The 20,455-nt window shown below is 58.7% G+C and carries 20 protein-coding genes; 11 read left to right on the top strand and 9 right to left on the bottom strand.

Annotated elements, in window-relative coordinates; all coding sequences use genetic code 11:
- The first annotated feature begins 106 nt into the window (after positions 1 to 106).
- The 8 genes from D1224_RS09175 to D1224_RS09140 all read left to right on the top strand — a co-directional run bounded on the left by D1224_RS09175 (position 107) and on the right by D1224_RS09140 (position 8,554).
- Entirely contained in the window at positions 107 to 586 is a 480-nt protein-coding gene (locus D1224_RS09175) for a MerR family transcriptional regulator (protein WP_119379578.1), read from the top strand.
- Positions 587 to 680: 94 nt separating this feature from the next.
- The gene (locus D1224_RS09170; RefSeq protein ID WP_119379577.1) at positions 681 to 2,462 is read left to right on the top strand and encodes an acyl-CoA dehydrogenase C-terminal domain-containing protein; all 1,782 of its coding nucleotides are present in this window, start codon (positions 681 to 683) and stop codon (positions 2,460 to 2,462) included.
- 163 nt (positions 2,463 to 2,625) lie between these two features.
- Positions 2,626 to 3,789 carry an acyl-CoA dehydrogenase family protein gene (locus D1224_RS09165; protein ID WP_119379576.1) on the top strand — a complete coding sequence of 388 codons (1,164 nt, stop codon included), beginning with the start codon at positions 2,626 to 2,628 and terminating at the stop codon, positions 3,787 to 3,789.
- A 5-nt stretch (positions 3,790 to 3,794) separates the two neighbouring features.
- On the top strand, positions 3,795 to 3,977 hold the full coding sequence (locus tag D1224_RS09160; RefSeq protein WP_119379575.1) for a hypothetical protein: 183 nt from the start codon (positions 3,795 to 3,797) through the stop codon (positions 3,975 to 3,977).
- A gap of 25 nt (positions 3,978 to 4,002) precedes the next feature.
- Positions 4,003 to 5,208 carry an acetyl-CoA C-acetyltransferase gene (locus D1224_RS09155; RefSeq protein WP_119379574.1) on the top strand — a complete coding sequence of 402 codons (1,206 nt, stop codon included), beginning with the start codon at positions 4,003 to 4,005 and terminating at the stop codon, positions 5,206 to 5,208.
- The gene (locus D1224_RS09150; RefSeq protein ID WP_119379573.1) at positions 5,209 to 5,421 is read left to right on the top strand and encodes a hypothetical protein; all 213 of its coding nucleotides are present in this window, start codon (positions 5,209 to 5,211) and stop codon (positions 5,419 to 5,421) included.
- A 20-nt stretch (positions 5,422 to 5,441) separates the two neighbouring features.
- The gene (locus D1224_RS09145) at positions 5,442 to 7,673 is read left to right on the top strand and encodes a 3-hydroxyacyl-CoA dehydrogenase NAD-binding domain-containing protein (protein ID WP_119379572.1); all 2,232 of its coding nucleotides are present in this window, start codon (positions 5,442 to 5,444) and stop codon (positions 7,671 to 7,673) included.
- Between the two features lie 176 nt (positions 7,674 to 7,849).
- Entirely contained in the window at positions 7,850 to 8,554 is a 705-nt protein-coding gene (locus tag D1224_RS09140) for a hypothetical protein (RefSeq protein WP_119379571.1), read from the top strand.
- On the opposite strand, the gene D1224_RS09135 is transcribed toward D1224_RS09140, so the two are convergent.
- Positions 8,551 to 9,195 carry an OmpA family protein gene (locus D1224_RS09135; protein WP_182482223.1) on the bottom strand — a complete coding sequence of 215 codons (645 nt, stop codon included), beginning with the start codon at positions 9,193 to 9,195 and terminating at the stop codon, positions 8,551 to 8,553. The genes D1224_RS09140 and D1224_RS09135 overlap by 4 nt on opposite strands.
- A 128-nt stretch (positions 9,196 to 9,323) precedes the next feature.
- On the opposite strand from D1224_RS09135, the gene D1224_RS09130 reads away from it, so the two are divergent.
- Positions 9,324 to 9,992, top strand: coding sequence for an SOS response-associated peptidase (locus D1224_RS09130; RefSeq protein ID WP_182482222.1), 669 nt, complete (start codon positions 9,324 to 9,326; stop codon positions 9,990 to 9,992).
- Positions 9,993 to 10,144: 152 nt separating this feature from the next.
- On the opposite strand, the gene D1224_RS09125 is transcribed toward D1224_RS09130, so the two are convergent.
- Genes D1224_RS09125 through D1224_RS09105 form a run of 5 tightly spaced genes read right to left on the bottom strand, consistent with a single transcriptional unit; the run spans position 10,145 to position 14,642 of the window.
- Positions 10,145 to 11,194, bottom strand: a complete 1,050-nt coding sequence (locus tag D1224_RS09125) for an alpha/beta hydrolase (protein ID WP_119379569.1) — start codon at positions 11,192 to 11,194, stop codon at positions 10,145 to 10,147.
- Between the two features lie 13 nt (positions 11,195 to 11,207).
- Positions 11,208 to 11,840, bottom strand: a complete 633-nt coding sequence (locus tag D1224_RS09120) for a TetR/AcrR family transcriptional regulator (RefSeq protein ID WP_119379568.1) — start codon at positions 11,838 to 11,840, stop codon at positions 11,208 to 11,210.
- A gap of 36 nt (positions 11,841 to 11,876) precedes the next feature.
- On the bottom strand, positions 11,877 to 12,572 hold the full coding sequence (locus tag D1224_RS09115; protein ID WP_119379567.1) for a DUF6498-containing protein: 696 nt from the start codon (positions 12,570 to 12,572) through the stop codon (positions 11,877 to 11,879).
- A 21-nt stretch (positions 12,573 to 12,593) separates the two neighbouring features.
- The gene (locus D1224_RS09110; protein ID WP_119379566.1) at positions 12,594 to 13,289 is read right to left on the bottom strand and encodes a M23 family metallopeptidase; all 696 of its coding nucleotides are present in this window, start codon (positions 13,287 to 13,289) and stop codon (positions 12,594 to 12,596) included.
- A gap of 21 nt (positions 13,290 to 13,310) precedes the next feature.
- Positions 13,311 to 14,642, bottom strand: a complete 1,332-nt coding sequence (locus tag D1224_RS09105) for a flavin-containing monooxygenase (RefSeq protein ID WP_119379565.1) — start codon at positions 14,640 to 14,642, stop codon at positions 13,311 to 13,313.
- 102 nt (positions 14,643 to 14,744) lie between these two features.
- Between D1224_RS09105 and D1224_RS09100 the strand changes: the two genes are divergently transcribed.
- Both D1224_RS09100 and D1224_RS09095 read left to right on the top strand, forming a co-directional pair.
- On the top strand, positions 14,745 to 15,260 hold the full coding sequence (locus D1224_RS09100) for a PaaI family thioesterase (protein ID WP_119379564.1): 516 nt from the start codon (positions 14,745 to 14,747) through the stop codon (positions 15,258 to 15,260).
- Entirely contained in the window at positions 15,257 to 15,676 is a 420-nt protein-coding gene (locus tag D1224_RS09095) for a PaaI family thioesterase (protein WP_119379563.1), read from the top strand. Before D1224_RS09100 ends, D1224_RS09095 begins: the two co-directional genes overlap by 4 nt.
- On the opposite strand, the gene D1224_RS09090 is transcribed toward D1224_RS09095, so the two are convergent.
- From D1224_RS09090 to recQ, 3 genes are all read right to left on the bottom strand, one after another.
- The gene (locus D1224_RS09090; protein ID WP_119379562.1) at positions 15,641 to 16,945 is read right to left on the bottom strand and encodes an MFS transporter; all 1,305 of its coding nucleotides are present in this window, start codon (positions 16,943 to 16,945) and stop codon (positions 15,641 to 15,643) included. The two genes, D1224_RS09095 and D1224_RS09090, sit on opposite strands and share 36 nt — an antisense overlap.
- A complete protein-coding gene (locus D1224_RS09085) occupies positions 16,942 to 18,495 on the bottom strand; it encodes a carbon-nitrogen hydrolase family protein (RefSeq protein WP_119379561.1) in 1,554 nt (517 codons plus the stop codon). The genes D1224_RS09090 and D1224_RS09085 overlap by 4 nt, the downstream gene beginning before the upstream one ends.
- Before the next feature lie 83 nt (positions 18,496 to 18,578).
- Complete coding sequence (gene recQ / locus D1224_RS09080; protein WP_119379560.1) at positions 18,579 to 20,420, bottom strand: DNA helicase RecQ; 1,842 nt, start codon at positions 20,418 to 20,420, stop codon at positions 18,579 to 18,581.
- Between the last annotated feature and the right edge of the window lie 35 nt (positions 20,421 to 20,455).

The following is a 20,455-nucleotide window of genomic DNA, read 5'->3' as shown; positions in this document are numbered from 1 at the left end:
GTTTGATTCAGACATCAGTGGCTGACGCTAGGGAGGGGCTTTACTCTGACGCAAAGGTAAGGCTAACGTTGACGTATACGTAAATAACAAAATCCAGGAGGAAGTCATGCCAGATTCAGCTACATCCCTTTCGATCTCCGAGAGCCGGACCTACTCGATTTCCGAGCTCGCACGCGAGTTCGGCATCACGCCGCGCGCGCTTCGATTCTATGAGGACAAGGACATGCTGCACCCGGCCCGGGACGGCATGACCCGCGTTTATTCCCATCGTGATCGCGCCCGCGTCACAATCATCGTTCGCATGAAGCGTCTCGGCCTGCCACTGGCTGACATCCGCGAGATTCTTGACCTCTACGGCCTCGGCGACAATGAGCGCGCCCAGAAGCGCAAGACGCTCGAAAAGTTCCGCAACCAGGTCAAGGAATTCGAGAACCAGCGCGAAGATATCGAGATTGCGCTTGGCGAACTCCAGAAGGGCATCGACTGGCTTGAGAATGACCTCGCCAAGATCGGCCCGGCCAACGATCAGGCCCGCAACGTTGCGGCTTATGATGCCGTCGCGCGCAAACAGCTGGACGACGCATAGGCCGGGCGTAAAACTTCTTACAACCCAAGCAACCGGCCCGTCTTCGCGATGGGCCGGTTACTTTGCAATTCAAGACTGAAGAGAGCTTTCACGAATGCCACGCTATGACGCGCCGATCCGGGACATGAAATTTATCTTCCACGATGTGCTGGCCCTGCAGAACTATTCCAATCTCGATGGCTTTGCCGATGCGACGCCGGACATCGTTGACCAGATCCTCGAAACGAGCGGCAAGTTCGCAAGCGAAGTTCTTTTTCCACTGAACAGTGTTGGCGACAAGCAAGGCTGCAAGCGCGCCGATGACGCCACGGTAAAGACGCCGGACGGTTTCCCTGACGCTTACAAGCAGTTCGTCGAAAATGGCTGGCCTCTTCTGTCGAAGACACCCGAGATGGGCGGTCAGGGCCTGCCGCATGCCCTGTCGATCGCCGTCAGCGAAATGATGTCTGCCGCGAACATGGCTTTTGCCATGTATCCCGGCCTGACCTCTGGCGCTTACGAGGCGCTGATGGCAGGCGGCTCTGACGATCAGAAGCAGATCTATGGCCCGAAGATGGCAACCGGTGAATGGGCCGGCACCATGAACCTGACTGAGCCGCAGTGCGGCACCGATCTCGGCCTGATCAAAACCAAGGCGATCCCGCAGGGCGATGGCTCCTACAAACTGACCGGCCAGAAGATATGGATTTCTGGCGGCGAGCAGGACCTGACCGAGAACATCATTCACCTCGTCCTGGCCCGCATTGAAGGCGCACCAGAAGGCATCAAAGGGATCTCTCTCTTTGTCGTGCCGAAGTATTTCGTGAACGAGGACGGTTCACTTGGCGAACGCAACACGGTGTCCTGCGGCGGCCTTGAAGAGAAGATGGGTATTCACGGCAACGCCACCTGCGTCATGAACTATGAAGACGCGACCGGCTGGCTGGTTGGCGACGAACATAAAGGCATGCGCACCATGTTCATCATGATGAACGAAGCGCGTCTCGGCGTTGGCATGCAGGGTCTCGCCCAGGCAGAGGTCGCCTATCAGAATGCGGCTGACTTCGCGCGCGAACGCCTGCAGAGCCGCGCCCTGTCCGGCCCGAAAGCACCGGAGAAGCCTGCCGATCCGATCATCGTCCACCCTGACGTGCGCCGGATGCTGATGGACACGCGCGCCTTTATCGAAGGCGCTCGCATGTTCAGCTACTGGACCGCGCTGTACGGTGACCTTCTGCACAAGTCGCCGGATGAGAAAGTACGCGAGAAGGCAGGCGACTATATGGCGCTGATGACGCCGGTCGTGAAAGCCTTCCTGACCGACCGCGGCCTGAAAGCCTGCAATGATGCGCTTCAGCTTCACGGCGGCACGGGCTTCACCAAGGATCAGGGCGTCGAACAATACGTTCGCGATGTTCGCATTGCCCTCATCTATGAAGGCACCAATGGCATCCAGGCGCTGGACCTTGTCGGCCGCAAGCTGGCTGCGAATGGCGGCCGTGCTATCTTCACCTTCTTCGCCGAACTCGACGACTTCATCGCCGAAAATGAGAGCGATGAAGAGTTGAAGCCGTTCATTGATGCTCTCGCCACAGCGAAAGGCGAACTGCAGGAAGCTACTAGCTGGCTGATGCAGAACGGCATGAGCGACTTCAATAATGCCGGCGCCGCATCGATGGACTATCTGGAGCTCTTCGGCCTGACGGCGCTCGGTTATATGTGGGCCAAGATGGCGAAGACCGCGCTTGCAAAGCGCGGGAGCGACCCGTTCTACGACGACAAACTTGTCACGGCACGGTATTATATCAGCCGTATCCTCCCAGAGACCTCGGCCCATCTGGCCAAGCTGAAAACCGGGGCCGAGCCCCTGATGGCGCTCGAAGCCGACCGGTTCTGAGACATCGCCCTGAAGCCCGTCACTAGGCGGATTTCGGGGCTGCTAAAACTGTTACGCCCTGACGCGGCGTGAGGACTCGTCCCGCAAGAGGGCGGGCTTTATAAAATTGACGTGAACGTAAACGACAACTTGTCGGTGCAGACACGATTGAGGGAGATAATAGATGCAGGACGTGCTGAACGTACCACCAGCAAAATGGCGCGAAGATGAGGAGATTTCGATCTTCTCTGATGCCGTCGGCCAGTTTTTCGAACGCGAGTGCAAACCGCACGTCGAAGAGTGGCGCAAGCAAGGGTATGTGCCCCACGAAATGTGGAAGAAGGCAGGCGAAGCCGGCCTCCTCTGCGCATCTGTTTCCGAAGAGTATGGCGGCGCAGGCGGTGATTTCCGGCATGAAGCGGTGATCATTGAGCAGCAGCAGTGGAAAGGAATCGATGGCTTCGGCATCACCCTCCACAACGCCATCATCGCCCCTTACATTGAGGCATTCGGCTCTGAAGAGCAGAAGAAGAAATGGCTGCCGCGCCTTGCCTCCGGTGATCTGATCGCCGCCATCGCGATGACCGAGCCCGGCACAGGCTCTGACCTTCAGGCTGTAAAAACGACCGCGAAGAAAGATGGCAATCACTACGTCATCAACGGTCAGAAAACCTTTATTTCGAACGGTCAGACAGCCAATCTGATTGTGACAGTTGCGAAAACCGATCCGAGCAAGGGCAGCAAGGGTATCTCCCTCGTTGTGGTCGAGACTGACGAAGTCGAAGGCTTTGAACGTGGCCGCAATCTCGAAAAGATCGGCCAGAAGGCAGCCGATACATCAGAACTTTTCTTCAATGATGTGCGCGTGCCGACCTCCAACCTGCTCGGCCCAGAAGAAGGCCAGGGCTTTATCCAGCTGATGACCAAACTGCCGCAGGAGCGTCACGTGATCGGCCTGCAGGGCGTTGGCATGATTGAGCGCGCGATTGCTGAGACGACTGCGTATGTGAAGCAACGCCAGGCCTTTGGCGGCACGATCTGGGACTTCCAGAACACCCAGTTCAAGCTAGCGGAATGCAAGACCGAAGCGACCGTGGCAAAAGTCTTCGCAGACCACTGCACGCAGCTGCTGATCGAGAACAAGCTCGATGCGGCAACGGCGTCGATGTCGAAATACTGGATCTCTGATCTGCAGTGCAAGATCATCGACGAATGCCTGCAGTTGCATGGCGGCTATGGCTATATGGACGAGTACCCCATCGGCCAGATGTATGCCGATGCCCGCGTCCAGCGCATCTATGGCGGCGCGAACGAAGTCATGAAAATGCTCATCGCGAGAACGATGTAGCGCAGATGATACGCTGGCTCGGCATAGCGTCCATCCTCCTCGGGATCATCTCGGTCCTGATGGGGGCGTATGTCGAGTTTGGTCGACCAGACGCCGGCGTCAGCGGGTTTGCACCGATCGCGCTGGGCCTTGGCTCGCTTGTGATCGGCCTCATCGTCTACCGCCAGTCCAAACACCTGAATAAATGAATGTCCTGAAAGGAGCTTATTCCAAATGACTGAAGCCTATATCTACGATGCCGTGCGCACCCCGCGCGGCAAAGGCAAGCAAAGCGGATCGCTGCACGAAATCACTTCGCTTTCGCTGGCAACCCAAGCACTCCAGGCGATCCGTGACCGCAACGAACTCGACACGAGCTATGTCGATGACGTGGTCCTCGGCTGTGTTTCGCCCGTCGGCGAGCAAGGCGGCGACATTGCCCGTATCGCGGTGTTGAATGCCGAATATGCTGAAACGACTGCCGGTGTGCAGATCGACCGTTTCTGCGCTTCGGGTCTCGAAGCCTGCAACATGGCCGCATCCAAGGTCATGACCGGCGAAGCGGATATGGCAATTGGCGGCGGCGTCGAAGCGATGTCCCGCGTGCCTATGGGCGCAGCTGGCGGCGCATGGTCGTCCGACCCGTCCATCGCGATCAAGTCCTATTTCGCTCCGCAAGGCGTTGGCGCAGACACAATCGCGACCAAATGGGGCTTCTCACGCGATGATGTCGACGCGTACGCCGTCGAGTCCCAGAAGCGTGCAGCGTCCGCCTGGAAAGAAGGCCGCTTCTCCAAGTCCATCGTCCCTGTGAAGGACCAGATGGGCGCGATCATCCTCGATCATGACGAGCATATGCGGCCTCAGGCGGACATGCAGTCGCTCGCTGGTCTGAACCCCTCCTTTGCCGGCATGGGCGGCATGGGCTTCGATGAGATCATCAAGCAGCGCTACCCTGAACTGGAAAGCATCGATCACGTCCACCATGCCGGTAACTCCTCCGGTATCGTTGACGGTGCATCCGCGGTGCTTTTCGGCTCCAAGGAAATGGGTGAGCGTCTTGGCCTCAAACCGCGCGCACGCATCAAGTCCATGGCCTCGATCGGGTCCGAGCCTGCCATCATGCTGACCGGCCCGACCGCTGTTTCGCAGAAAGCGCTCAAGAAGGCTGGCATGGATGTTGGCGACATCGACATCTACGAGCTTAACGAAGCTTTCGCATCGGTCCCGATGCTGATGATGCATCTGCTCGGCATTCCGCACGAAAAAATGAACGTAAATGGCGGCGCCATTGCATTCGGCCACCCACTTGGCGCGACGGGCGGCATGCTGCTTGGCACCATGGTTGATGAGCTTGAGCGCTCCGACAAGGAAACCGCCCTCGTCACGCTCTGCGTTGGCGCAGGTATGGGCACCGCCACGATCATCGAGCGTGTCTAGGTGAGCGATACGGCGTTCGAAAAAGGCCTGCCGATTGGGATAGCCGTCGGCATTGCCCTTGGGGCGGCACTCGGCGCCGCGCTTGGCAACATGGCCTTTATCGGCGCCGGGCTTGCTATCGGGATTGGCCTCGCGCCAGCCTTTGGCAAAGCCCAGCTCAAACAGACCGTAGATAAAGACAAGACTACGGAAGACGGCTCCGACGAGGGCTGAGCTTCAAGAGGAAAGCATAGATGGAACTCGAGACATTCAAATTCGACATTGACGGCGATGGCATTGCGCACGCTGCTTTCGACGTGCCAGGCCGCAGCATGAACACGCTGACCGGTCAGGCCGTTCAGGATATCATCGCGATCGCGAAAGAGGTCGCCAGCAACGACAAGATCAAGGGTCTGGTCCTTTCATCGGGCAAGCCCTCCGGCTTCTGCGCAGGCGCAGATCTTGGCGAGATGGGCAATCGTGCTGGCGCCGCTGACGACAGCGCAAAGAGCGAAGACGAGAAGCTGAAAGAGCGCTTCAATCAGGGCTTTGCACTGAACAAGACGCTTCGCGAGCTTGAGACCTGCGGCAAGCCGGTAGCCTGTGCGCTCAATGGCCTTGCGCTGGGCGGCGGCCTCGAAGTGGCGCTCGCCTGCCACTACCGCGTTGCGGCCAATGACAATCCAAAACAGCAATTCGGCCTGCCAGAAGCCAAGATCGGCCTGCTGCCGGGTGCCGGTGGCACGCAGCGTCTGCCTCGCCTCGTCGGTGTGCAGGCCGCCCTGCCGCTGATCCTTCAGGGCGAGAGCTTCGACGCAGAAAAAGGCAAGGCGATGGGCGTGATCCAGGAGCTCGCACCCGGTGCAGAGGTCGTGGAAAAAGCCAAAGCATGGGTCAAAGCCAATCCGACGGCCAAGGCGCCGTGGGATGAGAAAGGCTTCAAGGTTCCAGGCGGCGTGCCGCACAAGAGCCCAGGTGCCGGTCAGGTCATGACAATGGCGAACGCCATGCTTCACGCCAAGACCTATGGCAATTTCCCGGCGCAGAAGAACATCCTGTCCTGCGTCTATGAAGGCATCCAGGTGCCGATCGATGCAGGTCTCCGCATCGAGACGCGCTACTTCATCAACACCCAATCGCGCCCCGAAGCCAAGGCGATGATCCGCTCGCTCTTCCTGTCAACGCAGGCCCTGTCCAAGGGCGGCAACCGCCCTGAAGGCTATCCGAAGACCGAGTTCAAGAAGATCGCGGTTATCGGTGCAGGTCTTATGGGTGCAGGCGTTGCCTATGTTCAGGCCAAGGCTGGCATCCCGACTGTGCTGGTCGATGTGTCCAAGGAAAACGCCGAGAAGGGCAAGGACTATTCGCGCCGTCTTGTCGAGAAGGCTATCTCGCGTGGCAAGTCGACCAAGGAAAAGGGCGACAAGCTCCTCGACCTCATCACGACGACCGACGATTACAACGATGTGAAGGGTGCAGACCTGGTCATCGAGGCTGTCTTCGAAAACCAGGAGCTGAAAGCCAAGATCACCGAGCAGGCTGAAGCTGTTCTCGGCGAAGATGCTGTCTTCGGCTCCAACACCTCGACCCTGCCAATCACTGGCCTCGCCCAGGCATCCAAGCGTCCGGAAAATTTCATCGGCATCCACTTTTTCTCCCCGGTGGAGCGGATGGGTCTGGTCGAGATCATCTCTGGCGAGAAGACCTCTGAAGCCACGCTGGCCAAAGCCGTCGACTATGTGCTGGCCATTCGCAAGACGCCAATCGCTGTCAATGATAGCCGCGGCTTTTACACGTCGCGCTGCTTCGGCACCTATACGCGCGAAGGCATGGAAATGCTGGCCGAAGGCATCAAGCCAGCCATTATCGAGAATGTCGGGCGCCAGTCCGGTATGCCAATGGGCCCGCTGGAAGTGTCCGACTCTGTCGGTCTCGACACAGCGCTCAAGGTCACCCGGGCCACGGCAGAAGCGATGGGCGTCGACATTCAGAGCGATGACCGCACGCAGTTCCTCGCCTGGCTCGTCGAAGACAATGGCCGCGTCGGTCGCAAAGCCGGCAAGGGTTTCTACGACTATAATGAGAAGGGCAAGCCCGAGCGTCTCTGGCCGGACCTCAACACTCGCATCGATGTCACGGTCGATGAGTGCCCTCCAGAGCTCAAGAAGCACTACGTCAACCGTCTCCTCATCCGTCAGGCGATCGAAGTTGCCCGCTGCTTTGAGGAAGGCGTTATCACAGACGCGCGCGATGCCGACATCGGCTCCATCCTCGCTTGGGGCTTCGCACCCTATACGGGCGGTTGTTGTTCCTATGTGGACCTGATCTGGGGCATCAAGGCCTTCGTCGAGGAAGCCACGAAGATGGAAGAGAAGTATGGCGACCGCTTCAAGGTGCCTGAGCTTCTCAAGGACATGGCTGCCAAGGGTGAAGGCTTTTATGATCGATTCCCGCCAGGCGGCGTCAAAGCCAAAGTCGCCGCGTAAGCGATCACCATAGAAGAAAAAAGCAGAAGGCCGGGGCAATCGCCTCGGCCTTTTGATTATAAATTACAACGACTTGAAGATAGTCGCCTGAGCCCGGCACCTTTTGTCAGTACTGTCCCTTATTCCGCTTTAATGGCGATTGCTCCATGGGAGACGCACGCAATGGGGGAATTCTAATGGCCAGACCGGCTGGTGTCAGGAACCAGGACTACGAGAAGAAACGTCAGGCTCTGCTGAACGCCATGATCGCTTATGTTGAGCGCGAAGACGTCGTCCAGCCATCGCTTCGTCAGCTGGCTATCTCTTCCGGCGTGTCCGATATCAATCTCAGACACTATTTCGGTGACCGGCGCGGCGTCGTCATCGCCCTGTTCAAACATATGCGCGAGACGAGCGAAGGTGTGCGCGAAGTCATGCGGACGCCAGCGCAGACCGTCAGTGAGGCGGTTGAAGGCTATATCCAGCTCGCCTGCAGCGCCGGGACTGATACCCCTTATATTCGACGCCATGTCTTCGCCTTGCGCGAAGCAATCGCGGACACAGAAGTCTACGTCCATTATGTCAAAGAGATCCTAGAGCCTGCCGCCGCCGCGGTCGCAGAAAGCCTGATCGCTTCATGCAACGGTGCGATGACGGAGCCCGCCGCACAGCAGGCGGGTACTCATATAGTGTTTAACTCCATGTTTCTCGCCATGCAGAGAGCAATGGATCCGACGGACAGCGAATCCAGGGCTTTCACCGCCAAGCTCGAACGGTTCGGTCGCTGGATGGCAGCGGGTCTTGAAGCAGAGCTGAGCGGCGCTGCGTGTATGCCGCGCAGCAAAAAAGGCCGCAACATTCCTGCTGCGGCCTTTGATCTAGTTCTTCGGGCTGGCGATTAGCTGGTCGTGACCGGTGTCAGCAGCACCTCGACGCGACGGTTCGCTGCGCGACCTGCCTGCGTATCATTACTTGCGATGGGCTGGGTTTCGCCACGGCCATAGGCCGAGATGCGGACCGCTTCGACGCCGCGGCTCACGAAGTAGTTCGCAACCGTATTGGCACGCTGTTCAGACAGACGCATATTGTAATCGTCCGGTCCATCGGCACTTGCGTGACCAACAACATCGACGCGAGTCGATGGATATTCCTGGAGGACGCCAGCGATCTCGTTCAGCGGACCATAAGCGCTGGACTGTAGTTCGGCGCTGTTGACGGCAAAATTGACGCTGGAGTTCGATGGCATCGTAAGTGCGATCTGGTCGCCCTGACGCTCCACCTGGATTTGCGAGTTTGCCGTACGCTCACGAAGGGCGCGCTCCTGGCGGTCCATATAAGTACCGACAGCGCCACCAGCGAGCGCGCCGACCGCCGCGCCAATCGCAGCATTACGACCATCATCGCCGCCAGCGAGCGTGCCGAGCGCTGCGCCTGCAAGCGCGCCGCCGCCAGCGCCATAAGCCTGGTTGGTCGAAAGTCCGGTGCCTTCGCACGCGGTCAGGACGAATGCTGCTGCGGCTGCGCCGATCATCATCTTGTTCATATGATATCTCCTCATGAAGCGTTGCCCCCTGCCGTGTGGAGGAGGTATTTGTTCGAGAACGTTCACTTTGTGACTTCGTTCCAATACGCTTCGATGACAGTAGCGTTTCTTGATGAATACAGGACAACATGTGCGGGCGATTCTTTAGACACGGAGTTACATGGTCGGACTTCCACGCCTGGCTGAATCTGATCCCGCCGGATGAGGTCGATCCGCCCGAAGCGACATACAATGCCGCGCCGGGATCCTATCAATCGATCCTGCGGACAGCGCATGGCGGTCATGTCGAGCTTGCGCCAGCCCTGTGGGGCCTCGTTCCGTCCTGGTGGAAAAAACCGCTGAAGGAAAAAACCTTCACAACGTTCAACGCCAAATCAGAGACGGTTGCAGACAAGCCGGTTTTTCGGGGTGCCTACCGCCATCATCGCTGCCTCATCCCCGTTAGCGGTTATTATGAGTGGACCGGCAGGAAGGGCGCGAAAACACCATTCGCGATCGGCCTGCGGAACCGGCGTCACTTCTGCCTGGCCGGACTGTACGATGTTGCCCTGATCGAGGGGTCGGAACTGCACAGTTTTACCGTGCTGACCACAGAAGCAAACGAAGCAACGTCAGGCGTGCATCACCGCATGCCAGTCATTTTACACCAGTCGGATTTCGCAAGATGGCTGGATGTTCGCGAGAAGGTGGACGACCTGATGGTCCCGTTCCCTTCAGAAGACATGACCGTCTGGCCGGTTCACCCCGATGTTGGAAATGTACGCAACAATCATCCAGATTTGCTCTCGGAACGATAGGCGGCTAGAACCGTCAGTGTGACAGTTTATTAAAGCTTTTCGGACACAAGCGTAACAATGCGTACAATCTATTTCATCTTTGTCAGCCTGCTCGCCATTGCTGCTATCGCAGCCTGAGCTGAACGACTGATGAGGCTCCGCCGCGCTCCGGCCTAGTCTTCGTCAATCTCAAACGTTTTGTAGGTCTCCGCAACGCGCGAGGCGATCTCCTCGCATGCCTTGCGCGCAGCAGGTACAACACCTGTGAAGGCTGTAAATCCATGCGCCAGACTATCATAGCACTTATACTCGACCTTCACGCCTGACTTGCGCAGGAGTTTGGCGTAGGCCGCCCCATCATCAACGAGCGGATCAAAGCCAGCCGTTGCAATGACAGCGGGTGGCAGATTCTCAAGATAGGGTTCCCGGGCCGGTGAGAGCCGCACGTCTGCGCGGTCCTGCCCTTCCGGGATATATTGCTCCATGAACCAGCGCATCGTGTCTGCATCTAGCGGATACGTCTCGCCATAGGTCTGATAGGACGGAAACTCCCGATCTATATCTGTTGCCGGGTAGATAAGAAGCTGCATGAGCGGCACAGGCTTTCGTTCCCGTACCATTTCCTGTGCGACAATAGCAGAGAAATTACCGCCCATGCTGTCGCCACCAACCGTGGCAACGCCAGCGGGCGCGCCATATTTGCGGGCATTGCGCAAGGCCCAGTCATAAGCGTCGATACAGTCTTCGAGACCTGCGGGAAATTTGTGTTCTGGCGCCAGACGGTAGTCGACTGACAGGACCGGGCATTTCGCCGCCGTGGCGATCATTGTGCAGAACACATGACAGGTATCAAGGTCGCCGATCACGCCGCCGCCAAAATGGTAATACACCATCATCGGTGCGCTGGCGTCCTGATTATCTGGCCGGTAGATGCGCACCGGGATCTGGTGACCATCGCTGCTTGTAATTCCGTTATCTTCCCAAGTGACACCTGGCTCTGGTTCGTCTGCGAACATGGCCAGACCGCCAGCAGAAGCGGCGCGCGCTTCCTGCGGCGACAGGCTGGACATCGGCGGCTGCCTCTTTGCGCCGGCCATCATGAACTGGAAGCGCGGATCAAGCGTGCGGCCGCCTAGCTCCACCGGCTTGCCGCCCGACAGTCTGACGAGAAAGCTGTCCGGAAGTTTCAGAAGGAGTTTTGCGATCGTTGCCTGCAAGCTCATGGGTGAGATACCTTCAGCTGTTGTTCTTGGATGCCAGCGCCCCCGCGCCATGCAGGAAAAGCTGCGTCGCAAACTCCGTTGCCCCGCGTGTATCGACCGGGCGGCGCAGAAGCATATGGTCCCCCACTTCCCGGGCAATACCGATTGCTGCGGCCGTCAGATAGCCGGAATCGGCAAGGGAAAGACCCGTCGACTTTGCGACCTGCTCAAGATCGGTCCGGATCTCTTCGAACACAGCTTGCATCTCCGGCGTGTCGACCCGAACGCCGATCATCGCAGCATGGGGAGCACCATGCCGGATCGCCTCTTCGTTTTCCTCATTCAGGAAATCGAAATAGGCGCTGTAAGCTTCCAGAAGATAGGCCTGTAGAGAGGACGCGTTCTCACGGATAGAGGCAAGGCGCGGCCGAAAGCGTCGAACGCCCTCGTCAGCCAGCGCCTCGAAAACTTCTTCCTTGGACTTGAAGTAGTTGTAGAACGTGCCTGCCGCGAGATCCGTTTCGCGAATAATATCCCGAACAGTCGTCGCTTCAGCGCCAAGCCGCGCAAACACTTGCCGGGCTGCTTCGAGGATCGCCTGCCGATTGGCAGCCTTGGTCCTTGCCCGCTTGCCCTGCCCCTGCGCCGGTTGCGCCGCTGCCACCATGAAAAGCCCCTGAATCTGTAACAGTTTTAGCAGTGATCAGATTGGTGACGCTTCGTCAACTTTGGGGCTAGCAGGCGCTGCGATTTCCTGCTGCCGCCTGACAGATTGCACCGCGCCCCATACGGCCCTGAGCAGAATGAGCGCAAGGACACCGACGAACGGCTCCCCAAGACAAATGAGGAGGCCAAACCCGGCGAAAAGCGCAATGTGCAGAACGACAATGCGGCCATAAGGCTTGGCCATCTCCAACATTGGGTTGGTCTCGCGATACGCGCCGCGGAAGATAAAGTCCCGCAAGAACAGAAACAGTTGTAGCGCGAGAATGGTCCCGAGAAACCAGAACATCCCGCCTCCCGTCGAAAGCGCGTAGCGCACGAGACCGAGCGGACTGATTGAGATGTTCTCACCTGTGCCAGCGGAGATCTCGGCGAAAACCATCAGGAATACGCCGTGCACGAAGCAGAACATGCCGTAGTGAAAAAGGAAGAAGGCGCCGAACGCGAACGCCCCCACAATAGCGGACGCCCCTGTGGCCGCTGCAGCGGCGAACATGCGAAGCAGGGTTATGAACCCTATGACGAGATTTTCTAGCCAGTACAGGAACACCAGGGCGGCTGCGCCCCAGCCGAGCTGGAAGATCGCGATGACAGGAAAGAGATCAACGGCAAGGATGAGCCACGAAACTGGATCGCGATAAGCCTGCACAAGCGCGGCAGGTGTCAGCCGTTTCATGGTGGGGCCCCCGTCCCTCAATTAGTACGCAGCGCTTTGCGTCAGATAGGCTGGGAAAGAAAGAGGGTTATGCGCGGTCAAACTGCCAGGATAGGTCCCGGTCAGAACTTCGAAATGAAGATGAATACCCGTGCTGCGGCCCGTCGTGCCCATTATGCCGAGTGGCTGACCAAATCCGATGACCTTCCCGGCTTCGACACCCGCCTCGATGTTTGCAAGGTGCGCGTAGCGGGTGAAAACGCCCTGCCCGTGATCGATCAGTATGGTGTTTCCGAAGCTGGGGCTGCGCTTTGCTTCGCGGATGGTGCCAGGTGCGGCGGAATAGACCATGCCGGCCGGGCGCGAACGCACATCGAGACCCTTATGCGTCCGTCCCATACGGTGACCAAAACCCGACGTCATGCAGGCATTATTGGTCGGCACTGATGCGATTACGACTTTACCCTCCACCAGTACAATCGGATTGAAGTTCAGAACGCGAAAGTCGGCGTCATACTCGAACGCGTTTGTAATTGTGCTGTTCGGACAGAGAAACAAATCCACGTCAGGCTGGAATGGCCCCTGCTCTGCGCTGACGCTTGCCGTCGTGGTGATCGCGCTGGGCGGCGCTACGCGGCCATCCATCGGATATGAAACAGGCGCAGGACTTGTGCTACAGGCCGTCGTCAGCACTAGTCCTGCAAGGCATGCGAGCATGGTGCGCAGCATGAGAGCCATCCATCAGGTCAGTCACCCAGGTCAGGCGGTGGCTTTAGCGCGCTTCCGCCCTCGCTCTATCTCTTTCATGAGATCCTTTACGTAAGCGTTAAAGTCGACCTGCATCGTGTGCCGCGGCGCATCGTAGAAGTGACCGAGGTGAAATTGCTCATCCTCCTTGATGGTCTCTTTCATCTGATCTTCCGCCGGAAACTCATACTCTCCAGCAATCTTCGCCGCGCAGAGTTTCGATTGCTGCTCAGCGAAGTTTACCAGCGTCGGCAGGGGCTGGGCGAGCCCAAGGAAGAAGAGATTATCCATTCCGGGACGGACCATGCGCTTGAACAGCGGGAACCTGTTCTCGACCGGTTTCAGGCGTTCGTCGTCGAAGAAGGGAAAGCTGACATTGTATCCGGTCGCCCAGACGATCGCGTCGATCTTCTCGCGTGAGCCGTCCTTGAAGATGACACCGTCACCATCGAGTTTCTCGATGCCGCCTTTCGGTGTGATATCGCCGCAGCCGACACGTGTGAGGAACTCGCCTGACACCGACGGGTGGCCGTCCAGCGGCTCATGGTCCGGCTTGGGCAGGCCATAGTCTTCCATATTGCCCACGCGCTTCTTGATAGATGCACGTGCAAGTTTCCGCCCAAGCTTGGACGGCATCCATGAAGGAAGCACGGCTTTGTCTGCAGGCTGGCCATTCATGTATTTCGGCAGCACCCAGACCCCCCGGCGCATGGAGATGAAGAGCTTCTCAGAGATCGGGCGCTGGGAAAGCTCCGACGAGATATCCATGGCCGAATTGCCACCGCCAACAACCATGACGCGCTTACCGCGGAAGTCGTAAGGCTCGAATGGGTCGCGATAGTAATGAGAGTGGACCTGGTAGCCGTTGAACTCGCCCGGATATTCTGGCGTGCGCGCATCCCAGTGGTGGCCGTTTGCCACGAAGAGCCACTGATAGGTTCGCGTTTCACCGGTTGAGAGCGTCACGTTCCAGTCGCCATCAGAGCGCCTCTCGGCCTTCTCGACGGCGGTGTTGAAGGTAATCGTCTCACGCAAGCCGAAATGGTCGACATAGTCGTGGAAATACTGAAGCAACTGGGCATGGTGCGGGAAATCTGGCCAGTCCTCCGGCACAGGATAGTCCTCAAAGGCAAGGCGCCACTTGGATGTGTCTATGTGAAGGCTTTGATAGCAGGAGGACAGCCCGTTCGGATTACGATAGTACCAATTACCGCCGATATTATCCGACATCTCGAAGCAGTCATAGGCAACGCCATAATCTTTCAGGCGCTTTGCCATCGTGAAGCCCGAGCAACCCGCGCCGATGATGCAAGCCTTGCCGTTTGAGCGTCCGTCGAATGCCATGTTTTCCTCCCGCAGCGTCACTCATTGTGTTCGCTTTTCACGATGGTATCGACCTAGGATGCAGCGTCAATTTTCACGTCGCGGCAACAGCGGGGGTCCGAGATGAGCGAAGAGAACGAGCGTCAGGACATGATGCTCAATCTGATGCAGCAGAACGCCCAGCGAATCATGTCGACAGTGCCTTGGGCACAAGCGCTTGGGTTTGAACTGACGGGGATCGAGAAAGGCCGCGCCTTCGCCAAGGTCGGCTGGCGAGAGGACCTCGTCGGCGATCCCGACACAGGTGTTATCTACGGCGGCGTGCTTACGGCGCTTCTGGATAATCTGAGCGGGGTCTGCATCAACACGGCGCTGAACAAGCCGATGTCGATGGCGACGCTTGACCTTCGCATCGACTATATGCGCCCGGCTGACAAGGGCCGCGATATTCTAGCGGAAGCTGAATGCTACCATATCACAAGGAATGTCGCGTTTACGCATGCCTGGGCCTACCATGAGAGCCGCGACAAGGTCATCGCAACGGCCGCAGGCACATTCGCTCTTAATGATATAAGCCGCTGGGCAAGCGGGAACGCTGCAATGGACATTGCGAACAAGATGCTGGGAGGCGAGAAATGAGCCCCCGCGCTGCACAGCTTCAGGCTTTCCTCGACCGCACGCCCTTTGCCCGTTTCATCGGGATGGAATTCACGGCGGATGGCGACAAACTGATTGCTCGACTTCCGTTCCAAGAGAAGTTTATTGGCAACCGCGCCATCAACGCCCTGCATGGTGGCGCAACGGGTGCCTTTCTAGAACTGACCGCCGTGGCACAGGTCTACCTTCAGTCCGATCTTCAGCGTCCACCAAAGCCGATCAATCTGACGATCGACTATCTGCGGAGCGCTAAAGGTGAAGATCTCTATGCCCGCGCCATCGTCCACAAACTCGGCCGGCGCATGGCAAGCGTGCGTGCAGAAGCCTGGCAGGGTGATCACCCGGAAAAAATCGTCACCGCGCTACAGGCGCATTTCCTGGTCGCTGAGGATGGATGACGTTTCCAGCATTTTGTTGAGCCGCACGGAAATAACATAGAAGCCAAGCGCAGCAGCGCTGAGCATTGCACACGCCGCAAACGCTGCCTCATAACCTCCCGCGCCACGAAGCCAGGCGAGTTGTCCGGCCCCGATGCTCGTGCCGAAATTCAGAAGCGCCATGAAGATCGAGAATTGCGTCGCAGCCACGCTGCCGCGCGATTGCCCCATCGCGATAGCATATGTGCAGACGGACATCAGCACGAACAGGACGCTGTAGAGGAGCAGGTAAGCAAAGTAGAAGCCTTCGGCCTGCCACAAGAAAATCGCGACTGCGTTGAGAAAAGCCATACCGATGAGAGCACCACCGAGAGCGCGCAGTGGGCCTATCTTGTCCGCTAGCCAGCCTGATACGAATACACCGAACAGGCCGCCCAGGAGATCGGCCGTGGCGTCTCTATCGGTGAAGAGCCCGCGACCCCACTCAAGCTCTTCGACGGCCAGTGTTGGTGAGAATGCAGTCTTCAGCCCGTAGGCAAGAAAAGCAACCAGGATGCCGGCCGCGAGGGCGAGACTTGCCGGGCGCTTCATTGCGTTAAAAACGCCAGCCACAAGCGGACGCCAGCGTTGAACCTGTACAGATTGCGTATGAGTGGATGCCTGCCCCTCGCTCCAGGGCATCAATTTCTCGCCAGCGCGTTCCCGTAGGAGTAGAGGAAGCAGCATGACGATTGCGACAAATATTGCCGTGACGATGGCCGCCAATGCGTGGCCTTCATCGCTGATCAGACGGCCGGTCAGAAACGCAAACCCGGCCGTGCCGAGCGTCTTGCCACCCCACATCAGGCCGTTGGCCGTTGCGCGTTCTTCTTCGCCCAGTATGTCGATGGCCATCCCGTCGATAGCAACATCCTGAAAGGCGCCGGCAAAGTTAACGGCGAAGCCCGCCGCCGCAAACCAGTACAGCGCCTCAGTTGGCTCTCCCAGACCGGCAAACCAGACCAGACTGCCGATCAGGATGAGCTGGGCGAGGATCAACCATGGCCGCTTTCGCCCCATCGGTGACCAGGTGACGCGGTCCATCAGAATGCCGTTGAAGAGCTTAAAGCTCCAGGGCAGCAGTATGACAGCTATATAGCCTGCAATATTATCCGCCCCGACGCCCTGTGCGGCGAACCATGCGGGTATTGCGATGTAAAGCAGTCCTTCCGGTGCCCCTTGGGCGGCATAGAGCATCATCAGGCTGCCCAGCCTGAGCGGCTTGTTCTCGCTCAGCGCTGGAAGTCTCAACCGCCATCCTTCCAGGCGACACGGTAGAGATCGAACCGGCGGTCGCGGAGGTTCCGGACAGTCCCTTCAGACCGCGCGAAATTCAGATCATTGAGGTCGAGGTCGGCCATGACAACCGCCTCGACATTCTCCGCGATTTCAGCGGCGATACCTTCGCGCGCGAACGGATAGTCGCACGGCGTGAGGATCGCCGATTGGGCGTAGTTGATGTCCATGTTCTCGACGTTCGGCAGATTGCCTGTACAGCCGGAGGTCACAACGTAGAGCTGGTTCTCGATGCAGCGCGCATGGCAACAATAGCGCACGCGCAGATACCCCTGGCGGCTATCGGTACAGAACGGTGTGAACAGGATGCGCGCGCCTTCGTCCGTCAGACGACGGGCAAGCTCCGGAAACTCTGAATCGTAACAGATGAGCACGCCGATCGGTCCGCAATCGGTCGGGATGACATCCACGCTGTCGCCGCCCTTGATGTTCCACCAGTGACGCTCGTCTGGCGTCGGATGGATCTTCTCCTGCGCATGGACAGAGCCATTGCGAAGGAAGACATAGGCCACGTTCTGAATATCGCCGTCATCAGTACGGGTCGGGTGCGAGCCGCCAATGACGTTGATATTGTAGGAAATGGCGAGCTCTCGCATCTCCTCGATAAAACGCGGCGTGTAACGGGTCAGCGCCTCGATCGATTCCGCCGGGCTCAGCTTGCGTTTCTCGAACGCCAGGAGCTGGAGCGTAAACAGTTCCGGGAACACGACAAAATCGGCCCGACGGTCAGAGCAGACGTCGACGAAGTACTCTACATTGCTCATGAACTCTTCAAAGCTTTTGACCGCCCGCATCTGCACCTGCACCGTCGCAACGCGAACCCGCTCCTTTACGGCGTACGAGATCTTGTTGGCAGGCTTCACTTCGACGGCATAAGGGTTGCGCCAGACCATGTGCGTGGCGTGACCCCCACTATCGGTGTCTTCTTCTAGGTAATTACGCAGAACGCCAATCGGCTCGAACCCCGCCCGCAGATGGTAACGGATCACCGGATCGGTAATCTTCTGCGCCTTGACCGCTTCAACATAGTCTTCCGGGTTCGGATACTGTTTGCGCTTCCGCTTCCAGCCGGGCATCCGCCCGCCGAAGACGATACCCTGCAGTTCCCAGTCCTCGCAAAGCTGCTGGCGCGCATTGTAGAGGCGCTGGCCAATACGGGTGCGGCGGATTTCGGGGTCGACGCAGACCTCCATACCGTAGAGCCAGTCGCCTTCCGGGTCGTGGCGGGCGGCATATCCATTGCCGGTAATCTCAATCCAGTCATGCGGCTTGAGCGCCAGGTCCGCAGACACGATGAAGCTTGCGGCATAGCCGACGACTTCGCCATCATATTCGACGAGGAATTGACCTTCAGGGAAGGAGGAGATCTGCCCGCGCAGCATGCCCGGCGTGTATCCATCAGCGGGCCGTCCATACACTTTCAGCACGAGCGCGGCGATGGCCGGCACGTCGTCGAGCGTTGCATTCCTGACGACTACAGACGCCTTGGTTCTTTCGCTGGACATTCGTCCCCCTGATAGAATTGGATGCTCCAAACCTAAGCAGTGCAGGCGAAGCGGCAAGAGATGTATGGCGGCTAACGCCAGTTCTAGGCCGCCTCAGCGACGATCCTCGCGATATCGTCGGCGTAGCGCCCCGCCTTCTTTTCTCCAACGCCGCTGATGTTGCGAAGTTCATCGCCCGACGCAGGCCGTTCCGCCGCGATCGCCGCCAGCGTCCTGTCATGGAAGATGACATAAGGCGGCACACCCTTGGCTTTTGCCGTTTCGAGCCGCCAATCACGCAACGCTTCGAAGAGAGACTGATCACGTGCGGAGAGGTCGTGCACGACCGCTGCGGCGAGACCTGATCGTTTCCGTGCTGTCTTTCGCTGGCTGGGATCGGTACGCAGCCACACTTCCCGGTCGCCCTTGAACAGGGCGCGCACGGCTTCCTGGTCCGGCACGGCAAGGACAGGGCGCATTGCATCACCGGTTTCAGCCAGGAGGCCGGAGAAAAGTAACTCATCGAAAACGGCATTCCAGCCCTGTTTCGACAAGTCAGTTCCAATTCCATACGTGGACAATTGCGCAAGGTCTTCATCGAAGCCGTCGCGGGCCGAGCCGGTCAAGTGGATGATGAGGCGGCCGCGTCCGATGCGCTGGCCGCAGCGGATCACAGCGGAAACAGCCATCTGGGCAAAGCGTGTCGCATTGAACCCGTCGCCCGGCTCGCGTTGGCAGTTATCGCATTCGCCGCAGGGCGCGACATTTTCTTCGCCAAAGTATCGCCTGACGGCCCCGCGCCGGCACTCCGTTCCATTAAGGAATGCAAACAGCTGACGCGTCTTGGTCAGCTGGACACGTTTAACCTCTTCGGCCGCGTCGCTTTCGACCGTCCAGCTGATCGACCGGCGCATATCGGCTGGGCCAAACAGGGCAAAGGCTTCGGCAGGCTTTCCATCGCGGCCCGCGCGGCCAACCTCCTGCCAGTAGGCTTCCAGAGTTTTTGGCGGGTCCGCATGGATAACGAAGCGAACATCAGGCTTGTCGACGCCCATGCCGAAGGCAACGGTGGCGCACATCATAATGCCATCTTCCAGCAGGAAACGGCGCTGGCGCTCAGCCCGAACTTCCGGGTCCAGCCCCGCATGATAGGCCAGCGCAGCGATGCCAGCCCGCTCCAAGCTTTCAGCCAACGTTTCGGTTGCATCACGCGTTGCCGCATAGACGATGCCGCTTTCGCCAGAATGTGCTTTCACGAGGGACGCCACGCGGTCGGCGCGTTTTCCGGCTTTCGGCTCTGCGCCAAGAGTCAGATTTGGCCGGTCGAAGCTTGCGACATGGACCTGCGACGATGAGAGATCGAGCTCATGCAAGATGTCATCGCGCGTGCGCTCATCAGCCGTCGCTGTGACAGCGATACGTGGGACGCCGGGAAAGAGCTGCTTCAGGCGGCTAAGTGCGCGGTAGTCCGGGCGGAAGTCATGGCCCCACTGGCTGACGCAGTGAGCTTCATCAATAGCGATTACGGAAACGCCAAGCCGCGCCAGGACCCCGGCGAGTCCGGTACCAAGCGCCTCCGGCGAGACGTAGAGCATATCCATCTCGCCGCGGCGTGCCGCTTCGAGGGCTGCCTGTTTATCCTCTAGCGCCATGGACGAATCCAGGCGTTCAGCCCGCACGCCCAGCGCCTTCAGCGCATCGACCTGGTCTGCCATCAACGCGATCAGCGGGGAGACGACGAGGCCGACCCCATCACGCAGGATGGCGGGTATCTGGTAGCAGAGGGACTTGCCGCCGCCGGTGGGTAGCACGGCGAGCGTATCGCGGCCTGCCATCACGTCAGCTATGACATCAGCCTGCAGCCCCCGGAAAGCGTCATAGCCATAGACCCGCTTCAACAGGGAAAGCGGCGTCTCTGATGCGACTTCGGAGTTTGCGACGGCCATGGCCTATCCTTCACGGGAGTCGGGGCCAATCATCA

This window comes from Henriciella barbarensis, from assembly GCF_003576345.1.
GTDB classification, from domain to species: domain Bacteria; phylum Pseudomonadota; class Alphaproteobacteria; order Caulobacterales; family Hyphomonadaceae; genus Henriciella; species Henriciella barbarensis.
Note: the sequence above shows the minus strand (reverse complement) of the source record. Positions and strands in the feature narration are given on the sequence as shown.

Excerpts from the sequence above, each read along its gene's own strand:
- D1224_RS09100 (WP_119379564.1), top strand. The coding sequence starts at position 14,745 with ATGAGCGAAGAGAACGAGCGTCAGGACATGATGCTCAATCTGATGCAG.
- D1224_RS09155 (WP_119379574.1), top strand. The coding sequence starts at position 4,003 with ATGACTGAAGCCTATATCTACGATGCCGTGCGCACCCCGCGCGGCAAA.
- D1224_RS09105 (WP_119379565.1), bottom strand. The coding sequence starts at position 14,642 with ATGGCATTCGACGGACGCTCAAACGGCAAGGCTTGCATCATCGGCGCG.
- D1224_RS09125 (WP_119379569.1), bottom strand. The coding sequence starts at position 11,194 with ATGAGCTTGCAGGCAACGATCGCAAAACTCCTTCTGAAACTTCCGGAC.
- D1224_RS09110 (WP_119379566.1), bottom strand. The coding sequence starts at position 13,289 with ATGGCTCTCATGCTGCGCACCATGCTCGCATGCCTTGCAGGACTAGTG.
- D1224_RS09085 (WP_119379561.1), bottom strand. The coding sequence starts at position 18,495 with ATGTCCAGCGAAAGAACCAAGGCGTCTGTAGTCGTCAGGAATGCAACG.
- D1224_RS09130 (WP_182482222.1), top strand. The coding sequence starts at position 9,324 with ATGTGCGGGCGATTCTTTAGACACGGAGTTACATGGTCGGACTTCCAC.
- D1224_RS09170 (WP_119379577.1), top strand. The coding sequence starts at position 681 with ATGCCACGCTATGACGCGCCGATCCGGGACATGAAATTTATCTTCCAC.
- D1224_RS09115 (WP_119379567.1), bottom strand. The coding sequence starts at position 12,572 with ATGAAACGGCTGACACCTGCCGCGCTTGTGCAGGCTTATCGCGATCCA.
- D1224_RS09140 (WP_119379571.1), top strand. The coding sequence starts at position 7,850 with ATGGCCAGACCGGCTGGTGTCAGGAACCAGGACTACGAGAAGAAACGT.
- D1224_RS09175 (WP_119379578.1), top strand. The coding sequence starts at position 107 with ATGCCAGATTCAGCTACATCCCTTTCGATCTCCGAGAGCCGGACCTAC.
- D1224_RS09165 (WP_119379576.1), top strand. The coding sequence starts at position 2,626 with ATGCAGGACGTGCTGAACGTACCACCAGCAAAATGGCGCGAAGATGAG.
- D1224_RS09120 (WP_119379568.1), bottom strand. The coding sequence starts at position 11,840 with ATGGTGGCAGCGGCGCAACCGGCGCAGGGGCAGGGCAAGCGGGCAAGG.
- D1224_RS09160 (WP_119379575.1), top strand. The coding sequence starts at position 3,795 with ATGATACGCTGGCTCGGCATAGCGTCCATCCTCCTCGGGATCATCTCG.
- D1224_RS09095 (WP_119379563.1), top strand. The coding sequence starts at position 15,257 with ATGAGCCCCCGCGCTGCACAGCTTCAGGCTTTCCTCGACCGCACGCCC.
- D1224_RS09145 (WP_119379572.1), top strand. The coding sequence starts at position 5,442 with ATGGAACTCGAGACATTCAAATTCGACATTGACGGCGATGGCATTGCG.
- D1224_RS09135 (WP_182482223.1), bottom strand. The coding sequence starts at position 9,195 with ATGAACAAGATGATGATCGGCGCAGCCGCAGCAGCATTCGTCCTGACC.
- recQ (WP_119379560.1), bottom strand. The coding sequence starts at position 20,420 with ATGGCCGTCGCAAACTCCGAAGTCGCATCAGAGACGCCGCTTTCCCTG.